Here is a 19,840-nt window from a genome sequence, read left to right as displayed (position 1 = left end):
AGTACAAGGTATTTTTCTCTTTTGAATATTAAAGCTCTTGTTTTTATAATGAAGTTACAGCACAACAAGCAAAATGGAATTATTTGAGGGGAAAAAAATAATGCCTTCTTACCGTTCAAGAATATCAACCCACGGGCGTAATATGGCAGGAGCCCGCGGACTTTGGCGTGCAACAGGGATGAAAGATACTGATTTTGGTAAACCCATTATTGCGATTGCGAATTCTTTTACACAATTTGTACCAGGGCATGTCCATTTAAAAGATCTTGGGCAATTAGTCGCACAACAGATAGCAGTTGCCGGTGGTGTTGCGAAAGAATTTAATACCATTGCTGTAGATGATGGAATTGCGATGGGGCACGATGGAATGCTCTATTCGTTGCCCTCACGTGAAATCATTGCTGATTCTGTAGAGTATATGGTTAATGCACACTGTGCAGATGCACTTGTTTGTATTTCTAATTGTGACAAAATTACACCTGGTATGTTAATGGCTGCTTTACGGTTGAATATTCCGACAATCTTTGTTTCAGGCGGTCCTATGGAAGCAGGTAAGATTAAATGGAAGGATCAAGATCTAACGGTTGATTTGGTCGATGCCATGGTTGCAGCAGCTTCAGAACAAAATTCAGAAGAAGAAGTTGCTGAAATGGAGCGTGCTGCTTGTCCTACATGTGGTTCTTGTTCAGGAATGTTTACGGCCAATTCTATGAATTGCTTAACGGAAGCATTGGGGCTTTCTCTTCCCGGAAATGGATCAATGTTAGCAACACATGCAGATCGACGAATGCTTTTTGAAGAAGCTGGAAAACAGATTGTTGCATTGGTTAAACGTTATTATGAAGAAGATGATGAAACAGTTTTGCCGCGCTCTATTGCTTCACGCAAGGCTTTTGAAAATGCAATGACCGTTGATATTGCCATGGGGGGATCAACCAATACAGTACTGCATCTTTTAGCTGCAGCGCAAGAAGGTGAGGTGGATTTTACCATGACGGATATTGATCATCTTTCACGTTGTGTTCCTGTTTTATGTAAGGTTGCTCCTGCTGTTGCAAATGTACATATGGAAGATGTTCATCGCGCTGGTGGTATTATGGGGCTTTTAGGTGAACTGGATGCGGCAGGACTCATTGATACATCAACTTATACGGTTCACGCAAAAACAATGAAAGAAGCTCTTTACCGCTGGGATGTAAAGCAAACTAATGAGCCAACAGTTCATGCATTTTATCGTGCCGCTCCAGGTGGTATTCCAACACAGACAGCTTTTAGTCAATCTTGTCGCTATGAGACCCTTGACCTTGATCGTGAAAAAGGTGTGATTCGCGATAGGGAACACGCATATTCACAAGATGGAGGATTGGCAGTTCTTTATGGGAATCTTGCAAAAGATGGCTGCATTGTAAAAACAGCAGGCGTTGATCAATCAATTTTAACTTTTAAAGGTCCGGCAAGAATTTTTGAAAGCCAAGATTCAGCTGTTTCAGCTATATTAACTGATAAGATTAAAACAGGTGAAATTGTTTTAATCCGTTATGAAGGCCCACGTGGTGGACCTGGAATGCAAGAAATGCTTTATCCAACGAGTTATCTCAAATCTAAAGGATTAGGCAAGGTTTGTGCACTTGTTACAGATGGACGTTTTTCAGGTGGAAGTTCAGGGCTCTCAATAGGACATATTTCACCAGAAGCTGCTGAAGGAGGAGAAATTGCGTTGGTGGAAGAGGGGGATATCATAGAAATTGATATTCCAAATCGTAGAATTCATATGTTGGTGGATGACGTTGAGATGAAGCAGCGCCGTTCTAAGATGGAAGCAAAAGGAAAAGGCGCTTGGCAACCGATTGAGAAGCGTCAGCGTAAAGTTTCAAAGGCTCTCAAAGCCTATGCAGCGATGACCACATCTGCTGCAAAGGGTGCAGTACGTAATATTTGATGAGTTGAATAGAGATAGTGCTCTGATTTTTTGCATCTTTTGCACGATATTCTAAGCTAATTATTTTATGAGTTTATGAACTTTTATCAGAATATTTCGAGTCATGATGAGTATGATTAAAAAGCTATCAATACAACTAAAAACTGCGGTAGGTTGCTTATTTTAGCAGCTATGTAAGACAGATACAGTATAATTACTTTTCATATCATATTCCAATCTTATATGAGATTATGATTTCTTATTACTCATATTTATGAAAGATATTTATTGTACTGGTGGCATTATCTTGTTGTACCGTAAAACACTGTCATTTAGGACTGTGATATACGGCATCTTCCTTAAATATTAAGTGTGTTTTTAGTGTGTGGTGAATATTCTTAGACTTGTTTGTAAAGCTTTGAGTTTAAGAGAAGCACATGATTAGGAAGTCAAGGAAAATCCGTTAGAAGCTGGACTATTTGCAGACTTGATTCGAATGAAAATCCTTATCCATTAAGGTGTGGGAAGGAGTTGAAGGATGTTTATGAAAATAAAGTACAGCTGTGATATATCTGATTATATGTTTCATATGAAAACAGTAAAAGAGCTCTTTATAACTTAAAATGTGAAGAAAATACGAGACCCATTATCTATGAATTTATTATGCAAAATGGGATGGTATTCCAACACTGACAGTTTTAAACTAAAAATATTGCTATGATAACAATAATATTGATCGTGAAAAAGCACAATTCATTAAATATGGCGTATTTGCAAGGTGGAGGAGATTTCATGACAATCTTTACAAAAAACGACTATCTTGTAAAAATAGCCGATCTTGACCAATTTTTTGTATAAGAGCCAATATTAATCTAAGGGAATATGAAATATAATGCATAGGGTTTTGCCTATAGGCAATTACACTTATCAAAATATATTATGTAGAAAAGCGATGGGAATACGATAAATAACTGTTTATGCTGTGGTATATCAAAAATGGTTACGTTATCTCCTATTAAGAAGGTTTTTTAATAAAAAATAACATCTGTTTTCTATAAAGGGTTACTCTTTTCAAGCTGTTTGAGGTGGTAAATTGCTTCTAAAGCTTGTTTAGGAGAGAGTTCATCGGGATGAATATTTTTTAAAGCTTCGTGAAGTATACAATGTTTGTTTTTTGCTTCATTGACGGGAGATGTTGCTTTAAGAGAAAAGAGTGGTAAATCATCAATGAGTTTATGTCCTTTTCCAGCCATTTCGCCTTGTTCTAATTGATGGAGTACATCTGTTGCTCGTGTAATAACGGCTGGGGGAAGTCCAGCAAGCTTTGCGACTTGTACACCATAGGAACGGTCAGCGGCTCCTGGTGTGACCTCATGAAGAAAAACTACATCACCATCCCAATTTTTGACTTTCATGGTTACATTATGCAGTCTGTCAAGTTTTTCGGTAAGTGCAGTCATTTCATGAAAATGGGTAGCAAGAATAGCACGACAATGGTTAACTTCATGGAGATATTCAACAGCAGCCCAAGCAATAGAAAGTCCATCAAAGGTTGATGTTCCACGTCCTATTTCATCAAGAATAACAAGGGAATGGTGGCTAGCATGATTGAGAATCGTTGCTGTTTCAACCATTTCCATCATAAAGGTTGAGCGCCCTCGTGCAAGATCATCGGAAGCCCCAACGCGACTAAATAGGCGATCAACGACACCAATATGTGCTGAAGTTGCTGGAACGAAGGACCCCATTTGCGCCATAATAGCAATAAGAGCATTTTGCCGCAAAAAAGTTGATTTTCCTCCCATATTAGGCCCTGTCAACAGCCAGATTGCTGCATATTGCTGATTTTCTTGCACAGAGAGATCACAATTATTGGCAATAAAGGGTTCTGCGGCTTGTTTGCGGAGTGCTTGCTCAACGACAGGATGGCGTCCTGCTGTAATGCGAAAGGTAAGTGAAAGATCAATTTTAGGGCGGCAATATCCTTGTTCTTCAGCAAGATATGCTAAAGCGACAGAGACATCTAAAATAGCAAGTGCTTCAGAGGCTTTACGAATAAAATCAACTTGTTCGGTAATTTCCTGAACGAGAATATCAAAAATCTCTAGTTCAAGTGTCAATGCGTGATTGGCAGCATGGGCAATACGGCTTTCAAGGTCAGCAAGCTCTGTTGTCGTAAAACGCATGGCGTTTGCCATTGTTTGCCGATGAATAAAACGTGCTTTAGCTTCTGGATTATTTGTAAGAGCAGATGCTTGTGTGCTGGTTACTTCAATGAAATAACCTAGAATATTATTATGCTTTATTTTAAGCGTCTTAATATCTGTTTCTTGGGCATATTGCGCTTGAAGTTCAGCAATGACACGGCGAGATTCATCACGTAAAGCACGCATTTCATCGAGCTCTTTATGATAATTAGAACGAATAAAACCACCATCACGTTTAAGAAGTGGGAGATCATCAGCTAATGCCTGTTCTAAATGAAAGTATAACGCTGTGGGTAATTTTGAGAACACCTGTTGTACATCACTTATTTCTTGAGGCAGAAGCTCATTATCAAGAAGTTGATGCAATTCACGAATGATTTCAAAGCCACGCTGGATTGTCGCCATATCACGGGGACCTCCTCGTCCAAGAGCCAAACGTGAAACGGCGCGGGGCATATCTGGTCCCCCCTTTAAAATAAGCTTTATCGCTTCTGCAAGAGAAGGATTACGTAGAAAAAAATCGATAGAATCCAAACGCGTATCAATAGCTGAAGGAGTGGTGAGGGGAGCAATAAGGCGGTCAATAAGAAGACGTGATCCTCCTCCTGTTACAGTGCGATCAATAGCTTTTAATAAACTTCCATCCCGTTGACCTGATGTCGTTCGAATAAGTTCAAGGCTTAATCTGGTTGCGGCATCAATAAAAAGAGTTGCACTTTCATTTTGGCGTTCAGGCTGCATGAGGGGAGGGCGATGCGTGATTTGTGTTTTTTCGATATAACGAATAGCAGCTACAATTGCAGAGAGTTCACAGCGTGAATAATCGGCAACGCCTTCAAGAGTTGAGAGTTTAAAATAATTGCAAATATCGCGTTCAGCGGTGAGTGCATCAAAGAGACAAGCAGGTTGAGGTGAAACGATACGATCAAGAACACTAAAAAGTGACTTGTGAGATTTATCATGAAAAAATGAATCAGAAACAATGATTTCTTGTGGATCCACACGCATAATATCTGCTAAAAGTTTTTCTTGGCGGCTCTCTGTTACACGAAATATGCCTGTTGAGATATCAATCCAAGAAAGAGCAAATTCCTCTCCATCGCTAGTTTTTATACGGGAAAGTGTCATCAAATAATTTGCGCGTGTTGGATCAAGGAGTTTTTCTTCTGTTATTGTTCCAGGTGTTACAAGACGAACAACATCACGCCGAACAACAGATTTTGAGCCACGTTTTTTTGCTTCAGCAGGATCTTCTATTTGTTCACAAACAGCAACTCGGTAACCACAAGCAATCAGTTTTTGTAAATAATCATCTGCAGCATGAACGGGAACACCACACATAGGAATATCTTGTCCTAAATGTTTTCCGCGTGCTGTGAGTGTGATTCCTAAAGCCTGAGCAGCTTCAATCGCATCATTAAAAAATAATTCATAAAAATCCCCCATTCGGTAAAAGAGAAGGGAATCATGATGGACGGCTTTGATTTCTATGTACTGCTCCATCATAGGTGTAAGACGTTCTTGAGAGGAAGCAGATGGGGAGGCAGGCTGTGGAATTAAATTATTTTTATGATTGTTTTTTTTATCCATTTGTACGAGGCCTGTTTCCTTTAAGTGAAGTTTTTACTCTTTTTTGTTTACTTCAATATCTATTTATCTCTAAATTGCAACGCATCATCAGATTTGCTAAGGCAAGAATAGCGATTTCTAATATATGAATCAAATTTAATGACTATACGCATTATCAAGCAAAATTTACACTGTTTTTGGAGAAAATAAAGTGAGATGAAAAAGAGCGAGCAAGATCAGAAAATGTCTCAAACTGTTTACAGTGCGAGCGAAAGAGAAGCTCTAGATTTTCATAGTCGTGGTCGACCAGGAAAGCTTGAGATTGTTGCAACAAAGTCTATGGCAACACAGCATGATTTAGCACTTGCTTATTCACCAGGTGTTGCAGTTCCAGTTAAGGCAATTGCTCAAAATCCAGCGCTAGCTTATGATTATACAGCAAAAGGTAATCTTGTTGCTGTTATTTCAAATGGAACCGCTATTTTAGGGTTAGGCAATTTAGGTGCACTTGCCTCTAAGCCGGTCATGGAAGGCAAAGCAGTGCTGTTTAAGCGTTTTGCGGATATTGATTCCATTGATTTAGAAATTGATATAAACGATACAGAAAGTTTTATCAATTTGGTGCGCCATTTAGAACCTTCTTTTGGTGGAATTAATCTTGAAGACATTAAGGCGCCAGAATGCTTTATGATTGAAAGCCGCCTACGCGAGGTGATGAATATACCTGTTTTTCACGATGATCAACACGGTACAGCGATTATTGTTGCTGCGGGTGTTCTCAATGCTTTGACTTTAACAGGGCGTGATATGCAAAATACGCGGTTAGTTTGTAATGGTGCTGGTTCTGCAGGGATTGCTTGTATTGAATTGATTAAAGCGATGGGCTTTCGTTCCGAAAATATCATATTATGTGACACAAAGGGTGTGGTCTATGAAGGCCGCAAAGAGGGAATGAATCAGTGGAAATCTGCGCATGCTATTCAAACAGATAAACGTACGCTTATGGAAGCAATGGAAGGTGCAGATATATTTTTTGGGGTTTCTGCTAAAGGTGCTCTTACTCCTGAAATGGTAAGATCCATGGCACCCCAGCCGATCATTTTTGCTATGGCTAATCCCGATCCAGAAATTACGCCGGAAGAGGTTATGCAAGTGCGTCATGATGCCATTGTCGCAACAGGACGTTCCGATTATCCAAATCAGATTAATAATGTTCTTTGTTTTCCTTATATATTTCGTGGTGCGCTTGATGTGCGTGCAAGAGTTATTAATGAAGACATGAAGATTGCTGCGGCAAAGGCTCTTGCTAATTTAGCGCATGAAGAAGTGCCTGACAGCGTTGCAGAAGCTTATCATGGAAAGCGATTAAAGTTTGGTCCTAACTATATCATCCCTGTTCCTTTTGATCCGCGTTTATTTACGGTTGTTTCAATAGCGGTAGCAAAAGCAGCAATGGAAAGCGGTGTTGCGCAAAAGAACATAAATGATTTAGAGTCCTATGAGCGCGATTTGAATGCGAGACGTGATCCTACTTCCTCGATGATGCGTGGGGTTTATAACCATGTTCGTCAAGCGCCAAAACAAATTGTCTTTGCAGAAGGTGAAGAAGAGCAAGTTATGCGGGCAGCCGTTTCCTATGTTCATCAAAAATTAGGACAAGCAATTTTGGTTGGTCGTGAAGAGCAAGTAAGAGAAGCGGCTGTTATCGCTGGAATTGATCTGGAGCGTGAAGGTATTTCTATTATGAATGCTAAGCTTTCTTGCCGTACAGATGCTTATGCGAATTATCTTTATAAAAAAATGCAGCGTCAAGGTTGGCTGTTGCGTGATTGTCATCGTCGTATCAATAATGATCGCAATTATTTTGCTGCGTGTATGGTGGCACTAGGAGATGCTGATGCAATGGTTACAGGGGTGACACGCAATTATGAAACAGCGTTGATCGATATACGTCGTGCAATTGATGAAAAACCAAAAGAACGATTGATTGGTATTTCAATGGCTATTTGCCGTGGACGAATTGTGTTTATTACGGATACAGCCGTTTATGAAAATCCTAATGCTGAAGAACTTGCAGATATAGCTGAACAAGCAGCTTCATTTGTGCGAGGATTTGGATATCAACCACGGGTAGCATTTTTAGCATTTTCTACATTTGGTTATATGAAAGGGAAGACGACGCAGCAAATTCAGGATGCGATTAATATTTTGCATGAACGCAAAGTTGATTTTGAGTTTGATGGAGAAATGAGTGCTGATGTGGCACTCAATTCCAAATTGATGCAGCAATATCCATTTATGGGATTAACGGAGCCTGCTAACATTTTGGTTATGCCTGGATATCACGCATCTTCCATTGCAAGCAAAATGTTACAAGAACTCGGTGAAGCAACTATCATTGGTCCTATTTTAATTGGATTGGAAAAATCTGTCCAAATTGTACCGTTTAGTGGGAGCGATACAGATGTTGTCAATATTGCAATGCTTGCGGCTTATCATGCCGCAAAAGTCGTCTAAAGGAAAAAAGCCCCTAATATACCAATAATATATCAAGGGGCTTTTTGATAGCAAAAAAAATAAATTTTTTAAGAGGGCTGTATTTGATTGTCTTTTTGCTCTTCAGAAAGACGCTTTTGGAAGAGTGCTGCAAAATCAATAGGATCAATCCACAAAGGTGGAAAACCACCACTTTGAGTAGCATCAGATATAATTTGGCGAGCAAATGGAAATAAAAGACGGGGACATTCAATAAAGACCAGTGGCATAACATGTTCTTGTGGAATGTTTTTAAGGTGAAAAACACCACCGTAAATAAGTTCTACATGAAATAAGGTTTCAGTTTCATCATTGGCTTTGACGGAGAGAGACAAAACGACATCATAATTGTCATCACCAATTGGGTTAGCATTGACGTTAATATTGATATCAATTTGTGGTGATTTTTCACGTGTACGTAATGAACGAGGAGCACCAGGGTTTTCGAATGATAAATCTTTTAAATATTGAGTTAATACAGCAAAAACCGGCTCTCCACCACTGTTATTCATTTCATCTTCGGCCATACGACAAACCTCTTCCATTATAATATGTATATTTATTTTAGATCTAAAGACCAGATTGGTTATCACGCCTTGCAAAAGGTTGCAAGAAATGCGCTCTTTATCTTGAATATTTTTTTAGTTTGTTACAGATTTTTTAGGCATTTCAATGGTTATCATCATTTTTGCGCCATGTAGATTCTGTCGTATCATGAATTGTGTAATCTTCTGCTTTTAGATCAATTATTTTTTCAGAGTCATTTTTTCTTTTAGTATTGGGATTCATTTTGTTTTTTAATGATGCAAAGAAATGCCAAGCAACAGAGCGAATTGGTTTAATAAGAAGTAATATTCCCAAGAGGTCAGTTACAAAGCCGGGAAGAATAAGTAAAATTGCACTAAACATGATGAAAGCATCATTAATAATATTATTCTCTAATGTGCGTCCTTGGATAAGTTCATTTTGTATATTTTTTAAGAGGCTAATCCCTTGAATTCGCAATAAAACAACCCCAACTATGGTTGTGAGAATAACCAAGCTCAAGGTTGCCAAAATACCAATTTCTTGACCAACAAAGATAAAACCAGCAATCTCGATTAAAAGAATGCAAAGAAAGATAACAACAAAAAAACGAGGATTTATAGAATAAAGTTTTATCACATGAAAGTTTCCTTCTAGATGAGTAGGGGGAGAAATTCTTAAGAGAACTCCGTTTAAATACAAAATCTATAAAAATATTTGAATGATAAGATTCCTTATTTTACATATTTATTGATAAATGGTATTGACTGCAATGTTTATTAGAGACTTAAGCTTTGGAGATTGACAGCGCCTATGGAATTTGACGTTATACTTGTCATAGCTCTTGTTGTTATGGTTGTTATTTTTGTGCAACTCCGTAATGTATTAGGGAAACGAATTGGGTTTGAAAAGCCACCCTTTGATCCTTATTCACGACGTTCTAAAAAACAAGTTGAAGCAGAAACGGCTGATAATATTGTTTCGTTCCCTCATCAGAAAAATTCACAAAAAGACGACTTTAGTGAAATTGATAAAATTTCACCGGAGGGGAGTGTTTTGAATAAAAATTTGCGGGAATTTCATAGAATTGATCCTCATTTTTCTCCTCAACTTTTTATAAAAGGTGCACAAATTGCGTATGAAATGATTGTAACAGCTTTTGCCAAAGGTGATCGCAATCAACTTAAAAGCTTGCTTTGTCAGGATGTTTTTGAGAGCTTTTGTATGGCTATTGAGCAACGAGAAAAAAATAAAGAAAGAATAGAATTCACTTTTGTTGGAATTAATAAGGCCGAATTTGTTGCGGCGGCAATACAAGAAAAAGATGAACTTTTAACGATACGTATTGTCAGTGAGATGATTTCTGTTACTTATAATGAACAGGGCGAGCGTATAGACGGTGATCCTGATGCTATTGTAGAAATCAGGGATATTTGGACTTTTGTTCGCAATAGTTTATCGTCAGATCCCAACTGGAAGCTTTTTGCTACAGAAAATGAAAATTAAAATACTTTTTGTTTTTCTTCCATAAGCATTCAATGATTTATGAGAAATTAAAATGTCCTCAAGTAAATGGAGACAAAAAAGAGATTTATTGGCTTCACAAGATCGTCTTTTATGGGAGATGGTTTGTCGTACGATAACACCGCTTCACGGTAAGATGCTCTCTTCTGCTTCAGAAACTATTGCAAATATTAATGATAAAAAACAGCCTGTAACTCAAATCTCCTCATTGTCTCAGGAAAATCAACAACCCTCGACAATTATTAAAAGAGAAAAGAGGGCAGTTACACAAGCACAAAAGATTCATTTCTTTGATCATGTTGCATATCGTAAAATTTCCCAAGGTCGTTATCCTCTTGAGGCGCGTCTTGATCTTCATGGTTATATGCAGGAAGAAGCTTATTTTTTCTTAAAAAAATTTCTACAGTCCTCTCAGCAGAGAGGATTGCGTTATGTCCTTGTGATTACAGGAAAAGGACGATCCGTTGGGAGCGATGGAGCTTTGTATAGATTTGTTCCGTATTGGTTATCAACACCAGCTTTTCGATATTATGTCCACGCGTTTGAGCAAGCAGCGCGTCAGCATGGCGGAGAAGGTGCGCTTTATGTTTGGTTGCGCCGTTTTGTGTCGGGAGAAGGAAAGTGATGTTATTGTGGTCGCTCTAGATTTTATATTTATTTATACTTATAATTTATTGTTTTTGTATATTTCGTAAGAGCCTTGAATACAATATTCCCTTCTTTATAATTTTTTATAAAAAATTATAAAGATATTATTTTACATTCTACGTATTGCTTCACGCTTTTGTTTATCGCATTCTTTAACGGGGCACATCCCTCACGCAAAACAGAATGACATTGAATTGCATGTATTCACAGGCTTGTTTTAAAGAAATATCTCTCAACGCTCCCAAGCCTATTTTGCGACGGCATCCGTGAAGAGTATAATGATAAATCCATGAAGCACCCCCTATCTTTATACTTAATAAAAGGGCAATCTGGCATCATCATACACTTTGCCATCTCCCAATGTTGCAACAACCCTTTAAGTCCTTGGCACTTGAAAGCATTTATAAGAGGCATGCTTTTCTTTAAGTGTTTTTAACTCTCCACAGTTCTCATCTCGCTCGTGACGCCCAAACAAAAGATTTTGATTGATTCAATATAAGAGGACTTAAAATGAGAGAGATATAAATGGATCTCATTCAGGTTGCAAAGCGATAAATTATTTTTATAAACCACAGCATTACTCTATTAAATACACGAAGCATAAAAACATGAGAAATTGAGAAACTAGCTTATTCAAAAGATGTCGCTATGGATAGTGTTAAAAGCAGTACAACTAAATTAAAGAAAATTGTGAAAATAAACAGGAATATAACTTTACAACACACAGCTGCGCAATAGCACCAAAAGATACAGTTTCGTTGAATAGTTTCATGAAGAAATTTTTTCATTCATTAAAAGCTCCATTAAATTTCTTTTTCATAATAATTCGATAATTAAAATTTAATAGCGAAGCGCAGAAGGCGTAGAATACGAGATTCAATTGAGGATATTACACTCTTATCCGACGTCTTTCAGATATTGGTTGAAATGCTAGCTTAGCATGAAAGGCACAATAGGGGCTATTTTCATCAGAATCTGCACCACAAAAATGAAAATCTGCTGATAATGGATCGCCAACCGGCCATCTACATGTATTTTCACTCAATTGTAGAAGATTAAGTTGACGTGATATAGGCACAACTACATTGGATTTTGTGGACATATCAACTTCTTTTACATTTTCCACTACAAATTCTGTCTTTAAAGCGGTTTCTTCAATACTTACAGATGATGTGTTTATTGGCGATACCGTGGATGTGTTGCGACGCACACGTGGAGATGATGGGCTGCTACTTCCCACGGGAGTTTTTTGCGCACGCGTGCTTCCTTGTGCTGTCTTACCACGTCCTGGTAACTTTAATCGATGTACTTTGCCGATGACTGCATTTCTGCTGACCCCACCTAATTGAGCAGCAATTTGACTTGCACTTAACCCTTCACTCCAAAGCTTTTTAAGAAGCTCAACGCGTTCACATGTCCAACCCATACCAGCACTCCATTCCGATTACGTCACTAAGATGCTCTCCCCCGTTGCATCTTCAAATGTTTAAATAATGTTTTCATTACGCTGAATGAAAGAACTTTACACTCTACGTGAGCATAAAAAAATCATCCAACCTGTGGATTTACAAATCAAAACACATCATCTTGCTTATTATATTGTAAATTACAATATGCACTCACTCTATGACAAGAGTCTTTACCTCTTAAAGAGTTTATTTAGAATGTTTTCCCCAACTTGCAAATCAATCATAGGTTAAACTTTCACTTTTGTTTAAGGCTTTTTCCCAAAATGCTTATTTGTAGAACCTTCATTGACTTTTTTTCAATTGGTGTAATGATCTATTCTATAGGTGTAATCACTAATCGTAATGAAATGTTGAAAGCACCGTAACGAAATATACCATGCTGTTTTATTTGTAGTGTTGCTTTGTATATATATATTGAAAAGACTAAAATATAAAGGGAATTATGATGGATGCCGTCTCTATACAACCACTTTATGAATGCTTCGCAAGACGAAATTTGCATTTTGAACAAGGGCATGGTGTATGGCTTATTTCCGATAAAGGAGAACATTATCTTGATTTCACATCTGGTATTGCTGTTAACGCATTAGGGTATTCACATCCAAAATTGGTTGATACGCTCAAAATACAAGCTGAAAAACTTTGGCATATTTCTAATATTTTTCAATCTCCTGAACAGGCATCTTTTGCCACGCGGCTTTGTGCAAATAGTTTTGCGGATAAGGTTTTTTTCTGCAATTCAGGTACTGAAGCATTGGAGTGCGCATTCAAAACGGCACGCCATTATTACTATGCTGCTGGTCATTCAGAACGCATTGAAATAATTACTTTTGAAGGGGCATTTCATGGACGTACACTTGCTGCACTTGCTGCGACTGGGCATGAAAAATATCTTGAAGGCTTTGGACCTAAAGCTGGTGGATTTATTCAAGTACCTTTTTGTGATGAAGTCGCTTTGCGTAACGCTATTAATAAAAATACCGCCGCTATTCTTATTGAACCTATTCAAGGAGAAGGAGGAATACGAACGGTCCCTCATGAATATTTAAGATTTTTGCGCAAAATATGCGATGATAATGGTCTGTTATTGATTTTAGATGAAGTCCAAACGGGTATAGGACGAACAGGAAAGCTTTTTGCTTATGAATGGAGTGATATCACGCCTGATATTCTTACCCTCGCAAAAGGATTAGGAGGGGGATTTCCATTAGGTGCTTGCCTTGCAACGGATAAAGTTGCAAAAAGCATGACACTTGGGACACATGGCTCAACCTTTGGAGGAAATCTTCTTGGAATGGCTGTAGGAAATAGTGTTCTTGATGTTTTGTTAGAGCCAAGTTTTCTTAACCATGTTCAGCGTATGGGGGATAAACTAAAAAGTGGACTTTTGCACATTCTCAATATCTATCCTGATATTATCTGCGCAGTTCAGGGGATGGGGCTTATGTTGGGTATTCAGTGTATTGTACCTTCAAATCTTGTCGTTAATGCTTTGGAAAATGAATATCTCTTAAGCGTTGCAGCCAACAACAATGTTGTGCGCTTATTGCCTCCTCTTATCATTAGGGAAGAAGAAATAGATGAAAGTTTACATCGTATTGAAAAAGCAATAGCGTATCTTTCACAAGTAAACAAAGAAAGACAAATATCACACACATGACAAATGCTCTTCGTCATTTCACGGACTTATCCATTTTAACGCCAGCAATAGCACGTGCACTGATCGATTATGCAAAGATCCTTAAAGCATCTTTTAAAGCAGGAAAAGGTTCAAAACCTTTTATAGGTAAAACACTTGCGATGATTTTTGAAAAACCATCCACACGAACCCGTATTTCATTCGATATCAGTATGCGCCAGCTTGGCGGAGATACAATCATGCTCACGGGTTCAGAGATGCAACTTGGTCATAGTGAAACCATAGCTGATACGGCGCGCGTTTTATCCCGTTTTGTGGATATCGTGATATTGCGAACAACGAAACACCAACGTATGCTCGAATTGGCACAATATGCACAAATTCCTGTCATTAATGCCCTTACAGATGATACACATCCTTGCCAAATTCTAGCAGATATCTTAACCTATGAGGAGCATCGGGGGCCAATTGCTAGCAAAATATTTGCGTGGATGGGGGATGGTAATAATGTGCTTCATTCCTTAATTGAAGCTGCAGCTCTTTTTGGTTTTCATTTGCGTATTGCCACACCAAAGGGCAGTGAACCACAGGAACAATTTGTACATTGGGCACGTGAGCGGGGAGCACATCTTATGCTAACCCATGATCCCCAAAAAGCGGCTCAAGATGCTGATTGTATTATGACCGATACATGGGTCTCCATGGGACAAGAATTTCGTGCTCGCAGTCATTCTATTTTTCAGCCTTATCAAGTCAATGAATCTCTCATGAAATTAGCAAAATCTGATGCTCTTTTTATGCATTGTCTTCCTGCTCATCGTGGTGAAGAAGTGGTTGATTCTGTGATTGATGGACCGCACTCCGTTGTTTTCGATGAGGCTGAAAATCGTCTTCATGCTCAAAAAGCAATTCTTTCTTGGTGTTTACAAGATGCGTTTTTCTCTCCACAATAGCCTCCCTACAACAAATTATATAAAAAAGGCAAAGCTATGAGTGAACAAGCTAAAGATGAAGCCTCTCTCAACAACAACTTCTTGCATGAAGATGATAGTGTTATTCCCTTTCAAGTTGAAGAACTTGATATCCGTGGACGTGCCGTACAACTTGGGGAAACTTTAAATTCTATTCTTAACAGACATCAATACCCTGAACCGGTTTCTTATCTTCTAGCAGAAGCTTTACTTTTAACGGTTCTGTTTGGAACTTCTCTAAAACTTACGGGAAAATTTATTTTACAAACTCATTCCGATGGACCAGTTAATATGTTGGTGTGCGATTTTTTGCCTCCTTCAAGTTTACGTGGATACGCTCGTTTTGATAAAGAACAGCTTAAACAAGCCATAGACAATGGTCAAACCTCTTCAGAAACACTTTTAGGAAAAGGCACTTTAGCTTTCACAATTGATCAAGGTCCCCATATGCAACCCTATCAAGGGATAGTTGCATTAGATGGATCAAATTTACAAGAAGCTTCTCGTATTTATTTTGATCAATCAGAACAAATTCCTACCGATATCCGTCTGGCTGTTGCTATATTAATTAATCGTGACCAACAAGGAAAACAGCAGAAAAGCTGGCGAGCTGGAGGTATTTTGATCCAACTTTTACCCCAAGAATCGTCTCATCATAAAATAGATGCCCCTCATCAAAAGCGAGAAGAAACGAAAACTCATACCCAATTGGATAACCAATGGCAGGAAGCTAAAATACTCATGGCAACGATTGAAAGTTCAGAATTAACAGATCCCCAAGTCGGTAGTAAACAGCTCTTGTTCCGTCTTTTTCATGAACAAGGTATTAGAGTTTTTAACCCTTTTTCTCTTGTCGATCAATGTTCTTGTTCACACGAAAAAATTAAAGGAATCCTAGAAGGCTTTTCTATTGATGAACGCAATAAAATGGTTAAAAATAAATATATTTCAGTCACATGTGAATTTTGCTCAAAAACATATTGTTTTACACCGCAAGAATTTTTAGAAGAAAAAACATAATCAAATATTTTTCATAAAAAATGATGATTGCAACAAAAGCCTATTTTATTTGCGTCATAAAAGTTTACGCATAAGCTCATATGAACTTCTAGAATATTTCTTGTCTTAGAGTTTTTTTAGTGTATACGAGTGATCGTTCTGTTGAGATCGGTAATTACGTCATAGAGTGCTTAAAAAAGAGTTCTCTGTAAAATATATTTTCTCTTCTCGAAAAAGCTTCTTTTGTACTTTTTACATCTCAAAAGTTTATTTCTTACAATGAATTCTTTTATAATTTTCATTGATAAATTGATTATGTACTCATAACTTATCTTCTCTGTTAAATGAGACTTTTTGATTGTAGTCATATTTTCTTACTCGAATTTATCTTATTAAGACTCAATAAAGCTTATTAGTTATAATCATAAGGGAAATTATCGAGAGAATAAGAATGTATAGATTCAATATAGACTTTATGGAGTCTATTACGAACAGATAAGTGTAATGGGAATAAATATAACAATGACGCTGCAAAAGAGCAGATTTATTATTTTATAAAGATGAGAATAGTGGTGAAGTCCCCTCATAACAATGTGTATTTCAGATAAAAAAGCGGAGAAAAAATACTATATGATTTTGAAAACAATAGTTGGTTGCTGTCACTAAGCTAACGATGGTTCTATAGCAATATTGTTTTGTCCAAATAATCAAAAATAAAGCTCCCAAACAGATATTTCTTTACACATGTTTTTGAATCAACAATGGTAATGCTCTTGTAAAATTTTTCTAAGAAGAATGATGGTCCGTATAAATAAAATAGCATACATAGCATGATAAAACGTTATGTTTTTACAAACCTGCATTATTTTTCTTCTGTCATAATCGCTTGTTCAATTTTTGGTAGAATTTTTTTTTGATAAATTTGCCATGTTAAGGGACCAACATGTTTGGCAATAATGATGCTCTCTTTATTCAAGAGAAAGGTTTCTGGAGGTCCATATATTCCCCAATCAATGGCTGTATATCCTGAAACATCAAAGCCAATAAATTTAAAAGGATTACCAAAACTGTTTAAAAAGCGCAGGGCGTTTGTTTTATTGTCTTTGTAATTAATACCAATCAGATCAAAACGTTTATCTTGTGCAATTTGCATAAGAATAGGATGCTCTTCGCGACAGGGCAAACACCAAGAACCCCAAAAATTGACCAATGTGACACGTCCTTTAAACTGTTTTGAATTGAGATAACTTTCTTTATCAAGAAGAGGAAGATAAATATTGGGAGCAGGTTTTTCAGCTAATGCGTTTGGGAGAAGAGAAGAATCTTGAAGGTGTTTTTTATCCATAAAGTTGAAAAAAAACATCATGAGAAGAAGAAAAAGCACAAATGGTCCAAAAAAAACAAGCAGAACAGGCAAAGATATATTTTTTTTAAGTTTTGGAGGGATGTTTTTCATTATACTTTTCTTTTTGTGACAGCTCTTTTTTGTTTAGCTGTTGGAGAATTTTTTTTTGGTAGAGGGCTTTGCAAAGAATATATCCAATAAGACATAAGAGGGATATTGCAGAAAGCACATAGCTTAAAACAACAATTTGCTCGTGTTTAAGGGTGCTCAGGAAAAAATCAATTTTCTGAGATAGATTTCCTAAAAGTCCGCCGTGGATGCCATTTAGGTCGAGCATGATGAAGCGTCCTGTTGTTGTGCACGACGGGATTTTTTAATCTGAAGTATTCGGATATAATGACGATTGATTTCATTTCGCATAGCCATCAAATAAAGAGCAATAAACATAAAGATGAAACAAAAGAGCATTGTTATAAGGGGCCATAACATAGCATTGTCGATTGTTGATCCTCCAGCACGTAACAATGATGCTGGTTGATGCAATGTATTCCACCAATTAACGGAAAATTTAATAACAGGGATATTAACAAATCCAACAAGTGTAAGAATTGCAGTAGCACGAGCGGCTTTTACTTGGTTGTCAAAAGCACGCCCAAGCAGGATAATGGAGAGATAGATAAAAAGCAGAATTAAAACTGATGTTAACCGTGCATCCCAGACCCACCATGTTCCCCATGTAGGTCGCCCCCAAAGTGCTCCTGTCATGAGAGCCAAGGCGGTAAAAATTACCCCAATAGGCGCTCCACATTTAAGTGCCACGTCAGCAAGATGATATTTCCAAATCAGATTTCCTAATGCCGCTGCACTCATCGTTACATAGCAGAATGTAGACAACCACGCAAAGGGTACATGAAGGTACATAATCTTAACAGTAATGCCTTGTTGATAGTCATCAGGGGAATGCATCACTAGAATAAGCCCTAAGATAAGGAAACACAATGTTATGCCGGCCAACCAAGGTAAGACGACTCTGCTTATTTTCATGAAAAGGGTGAAACTTGCAGGGAGTAACCTGATTTTATATGTACGAGATAGTTTATTCATAAAATTCATAATAGGCAGAGTTTTGCTATGCGGCAATCATCTTTTATTATTCTGATAAAAGTTTAAGCGTTATCGCAGCAACAAAAGAGCTAAAGAGACTCAAAAGAAGTGAAAAAGCGCTGAGAAGAGCTAGAGAAGTGAGAAAAGAGGTATTTGGGTTTATTGGGGCTGTAGCAGCGGAAACACCAAAAATCATAATTGGAATGATCCACGGCAAGATAATGATAAAAATAAGCAAAGTACTGTGCAACAATGAGGTTGCCAGTGCAGCGCCTATAGCACCAATAAAAATAATAGCTGGTGTTCCGCATAAAAGGGTAAGTATTGTTGTAAAAGTTATTACTACATCTAAATGGAGCATGAGGGCTAAAATAGGTGTGGCAAAAATAAGAGGAAGCATTGTTCCTACCCAATGGGCAAGACATTTTGTAAAGACAATTAGTGTAAAACTTTGTCTTTTTCCTGAAAGGATAAATTGGTCGAGATTACCATCATCGCGATCGATTTGGAAAAGTTTGTTCAGATTGAGGAGTCCTGCAAGAAGGGCTCCAAACCACAATATACCTGGTCCTATTTGTGCAAGAGTTTTGGGATCTGGTCCAATGGCAAAGGGGGTTATGACAACAACAGCGATAAAAAACAATAATCCTGTTAGTGAAGTGGCTTGTAGCGCTAATAATAGTTTAAGATCACGCCAGAACAGTGCTTTCATTTTATTCTCTCCTAGAGAGGTAAAAATTTTTCCAGAGCGATTTTATGGTTTTCTGGAATGCCTATGGAATTATGAGTTGCAGCGATAATCATACCTCCTTGATTGAGATGACGCTGGAAAATACGAGCAAGGAGTTTTTGAGCATGGTTATCAAGCCCAGATATTGGTTCATCTAAAATCCAAAGAGGACGATAGGAGAGCAAAAGGCGCGCAATAGCTACGCGTCTTTGTTGTCCAGTTGACAGGGCGTTAAAGGGTAAATGTTCAAGGTTAGAAAGACCAATATCGGCAAGAGCTTCATGCGCAAAACGTAAATGTTGACCGTAAAAATCTGCCCAAAATTGCAAATTATCAATGACAGATAAGAGAGGTTTCATAGCATTTTGAGGACCAAGATAATGACAAGCAGTTGCAACAGGGTATATTTGATCATGGTCTTTAAGTATTATATGACCTTCAGCAGCCTCAAGAAGACCGACAATGATTCGGAGTAATGTAGACTTTCCGATACCATTAGGACCGGTGATTGTCATAAGTTGCTGTGAAAATAAACAAAAAGAAAGACCTTGAAACAGAATTTCCTCGTTTCTGTAAGCGGCTAAATCTTTGCCTGATAACACCATGTGATTGCCTATTTTGTTTTTATTTTCATATTCTTTATTGCATTATAGAATA

The 19,840-nt window shown here is 37.7% G+C and carries 16 protein-coding genes and 1 pseudogene; 7 read left to right on the top strand and 10 right to left on the bottom strand.

Annotated elements, in window-relative coordinates; all coding sequences use genetic code 11:
* Positions 1 to 100: 100 nt before the first annotated feature.
* Entirely contained in the window at positions 101 to 1,939 is a 1,839-nt protein-coding gene (gene ilvD, locus ACFILO_RS00315; protein WP_375611414.1) for a dihydroxy-acid dehydratase, read from the top strand.
* Between the two features lie 1,031 nt (positions 1,940 to 2,970).
* On the opposite strand, the gene mutS is transcribed toward ilvD, so the two are convergent.
* Positions 2,971 to 5,715 (bottom strand): DNA mismatch repair protein MutS, encoded by a 2,745-nt coding sequence (gene mutS / locus ACFILO_RS00310; protein WP_375632151.1) that lies wholly within the window; start codon positions 5,713 to 5,715, stop codon positions 2,971 to 2,973.
* Positions 5,716 to 5,910: 195 nt separating this feature from the next.
* Here mutS and ACFILO_RS00305 point away from each other — a divergent pair, with 195 nt between their 5' ends.
* A complete protein-coding gene (locus ACFILO_RS00305) occupies positions 5,911 to 8,211 on the top strand; it encodes an NADP-dependent malic enzyme (RefSeq protein ID WP_375632152.1) in 2,301 nt (766 codons plus the stop codon).
* A gap of 68 nt (positions 8,212 to 8,279) precedes the next feature.
* Here the strand turns inward: ACFILO_RS00305 and secB are convergent, their stop codons facing one another.
* Together secB and ACFILO_RS00295 are read right to left on the bottom strand one after the other, a co-directional pair.
* The gene (gene secB, locus ACFILO_RS00300; RefSeq protein ID WP_375632153.1) at positions 8,280 to 8,756 is read right to left on the bottom strand and encodes a protein-export chaperone SecB; all 477 of its coding nucleotides are present in this window, start codon (positions 8,754 to 8,756) and stop codon (positions 8,280 to 8,282) included.
* A 142-nt stretch (positions 8,757 to 8,898) separates the two neighbouring features.
* Positions 8,899 to 9,393, bottom strand: coding sequence for an FxsA family protein (locus ACFILO_RS00295; protein WP_375677682.1), 495 nt, complete (start codon positions 9,391 to 9,393; stop codon positions 8,899 to 8,901).
* Positions 9,394 to 9,567: 174 nt separating this feature from the next.
* Between ACFILO_RS00295 and ACFILO_RS00290 the strand changes: the two genes are divergently transcribed.
* The gene (locus ACFILO_RS00290; protein WP_375612823.1) at positions 9,568 to 10,260 is read left to right on the top strand and encodes a Tim44/TimA family putative adaptor protein; all 693 of its coding nucleotides are present in this window, start codon (positions 9,568 to 9,570) and stop codon (positions 10,258 to 10,260) included.
* Between the two features lie 52 nt (positions 10,261 to 10,312).
* A complete protein-coding gene (locus ACFILO_RS00285) occupies positions 10,313 to 10,903 on the top strand; it encodes a Smr/MutS family protein (RefSeq protein ID WP_375677681.1) in 591 nt (196 codons plus the stop codon).
* 135 nt (positions 10,904 to 11,038) lie between these two features.
* Here the strand turns inward: ACFILO_RS00285 and ACFILO_RS00280 are convergent.
* Positions 11,039 to 11,287, bottom strand: a pseudogene (locus ACFILO_RS00280) (Arm DNA-binding domain-containing protein); the annotation flags it as partial.
* Between the two features lie 528 nt (positions 11,288 to 11,815).
* Positions 11,816 to 12,352 carry a GcrA family cell cycle regulator gene (locus tag ACFILO_RS00275; RefSeq protein WP_375677680.1) on the bottom strand — a complete coding sequence of 179 codons (537 nt, stop codon included), beginning with the start codon at positions 12,350 to 12,352 and terminating at the stop codon, positions 11,816 to 11,818.
* Between the two features lie 488 nt (positions 12,353 to 12,840).
* On the opposite strand from ACFILO_RS00275, the gene ACFILO_RS00270 reads away from it, so the two are divergent.
* Genes ACFILO_RS00270 through ACFILO_RS00260 form a run of 3 tightly spaced genes read left to right on the top strand, consistent with a single transcriptional unit; the run spans position 12,841 to position 16,025 of the window.
* Positions 12,841 to 14,055, top strand: coding sequence for an aspartate aminotransferase family protein (locus tag ACFILO_RS00270; protein WP_375611468.1), 1,215 nt, complete (start codon positions 12,841 to 12,843; stop codon positions 14,053 to 14,055).
* Positions 14,052 to 14,987 (top strand): ornithine carbamoyltransferase, encoded by a 936-nt coding sequence (gene argF / locus ACFILO_RS00265; RefSeq protein ID WP_375611422.1) that lies wholly within the window; start codon positions 14,052 to 14,054, stop codon positions 14,985 to 14,987. The genes ACFILO_RS00270 and argF overlap by 4 nt, the downstream gene beginning before the upstream one ends.
* 36 nt (positions 14,988 to 15,023) lie before the next feature.
* Positions 15,024 to 16,025, top strand: coding sequence for an Hsp33 family molecular chaperone (locus ACFILO_RS00260; RefSeq protein ID WP_375611423.1), 1,002 nt, complete (start codon positions 15,024 to 15,026; stop codon positions 16,023 to 16,025).
* An 841-nt stretch (positions 16,026 to 16,866) separates the two neighbouring features.
* On the opposite strand, the gene ACFILO_RS00255 is transcribed toward ACFILO_RS00260, so the two are convergent.
* The 5 genes from ACFILO_RS00255 to ccmA are packed head-to-tail and all read right to left on the bottom strand — an operon-like array spanning position 16,867 to position 19,788.
* Positions 16,867 to 17,460, bottom strand: coding sequence for a DsbE family thiol:disulfide interchange protein (locus tag ACFILO_RS00255; RefSeq protein WP_375611424.1), 594 nt, complete (start codon positions 17,458 to 17,460; stop codon positions 16,867 to 16,869).
* Complete coding sequence (locus tag ACFILO_RS00250; protein WP_375612828.1) at positions 17,435 to 17,686, bottom strand: hypothetical protein; 252 nt, start codon at positions 17,684 to 17,686, stop codon at positions 17,435 to 17,437. Before ACFILO_RS00250 ends, ACFILO_RS00255 begins: the two co-directional genes overlap by 26 nt.
* On the bottom strand, positions 17,674 to 18,453 hold the full coding sequence (locus tag ACFILO_RS00245; protein WP_375677679.1) for a heme ABC transporter permease: 780 nt from the start codon (positions 18,451 to 18,453) through the stop codon (positions 17,674 to 17,676). The genes ACFILO_RS00250 and ACFILO_RS00245 overlap by 13 nt, the downstream gene beginning before the upstream one ends.
* Positions 18,454 to 18,499: 46 nt before the next feature.
* Complete coding sequence (ccmB, locus tag ACFILO_RS00240; RefSeq protein WP_375611427.1) at positions 18,500 to 19,165, bottom strand: heme exporter protein CcmB; 666 nt, start codon at positions 19,163 to 19,165, stop codon at positions 18,500 to 18,502.
* A gap of 11 nt (positions 19,166 to 19,176) precedes the next feature.
* Positions 19,177 to 19,788, bottom strand: coding sequence for a heme ABC exporter ATP-binding protein CcmA (gene ccmA, locus ACFILO_RS00235; protein ID WP_375611428.1), 612 nt, complete (start codon positions 19,786 to 19,788; stop codon positions 19,177 to 19,179).
* Between the last annotated feature and the right edge of the window lie 52 nt (positions 19,789 to 19,840).

It is taken from the genome of Bartonella sp. AP72JLCBS, assembly GCF_042195705.1.
In the GTDB taxonomy this organism is placed as follows: Bacteria; Pseudomonadota; Alphaproteobacteria; order Rhizobiales; family Rhizobiaceae; genus Bartonella.
This window is presented reverse-complemented; position numbering and strand designations above follow the sequence as displayed.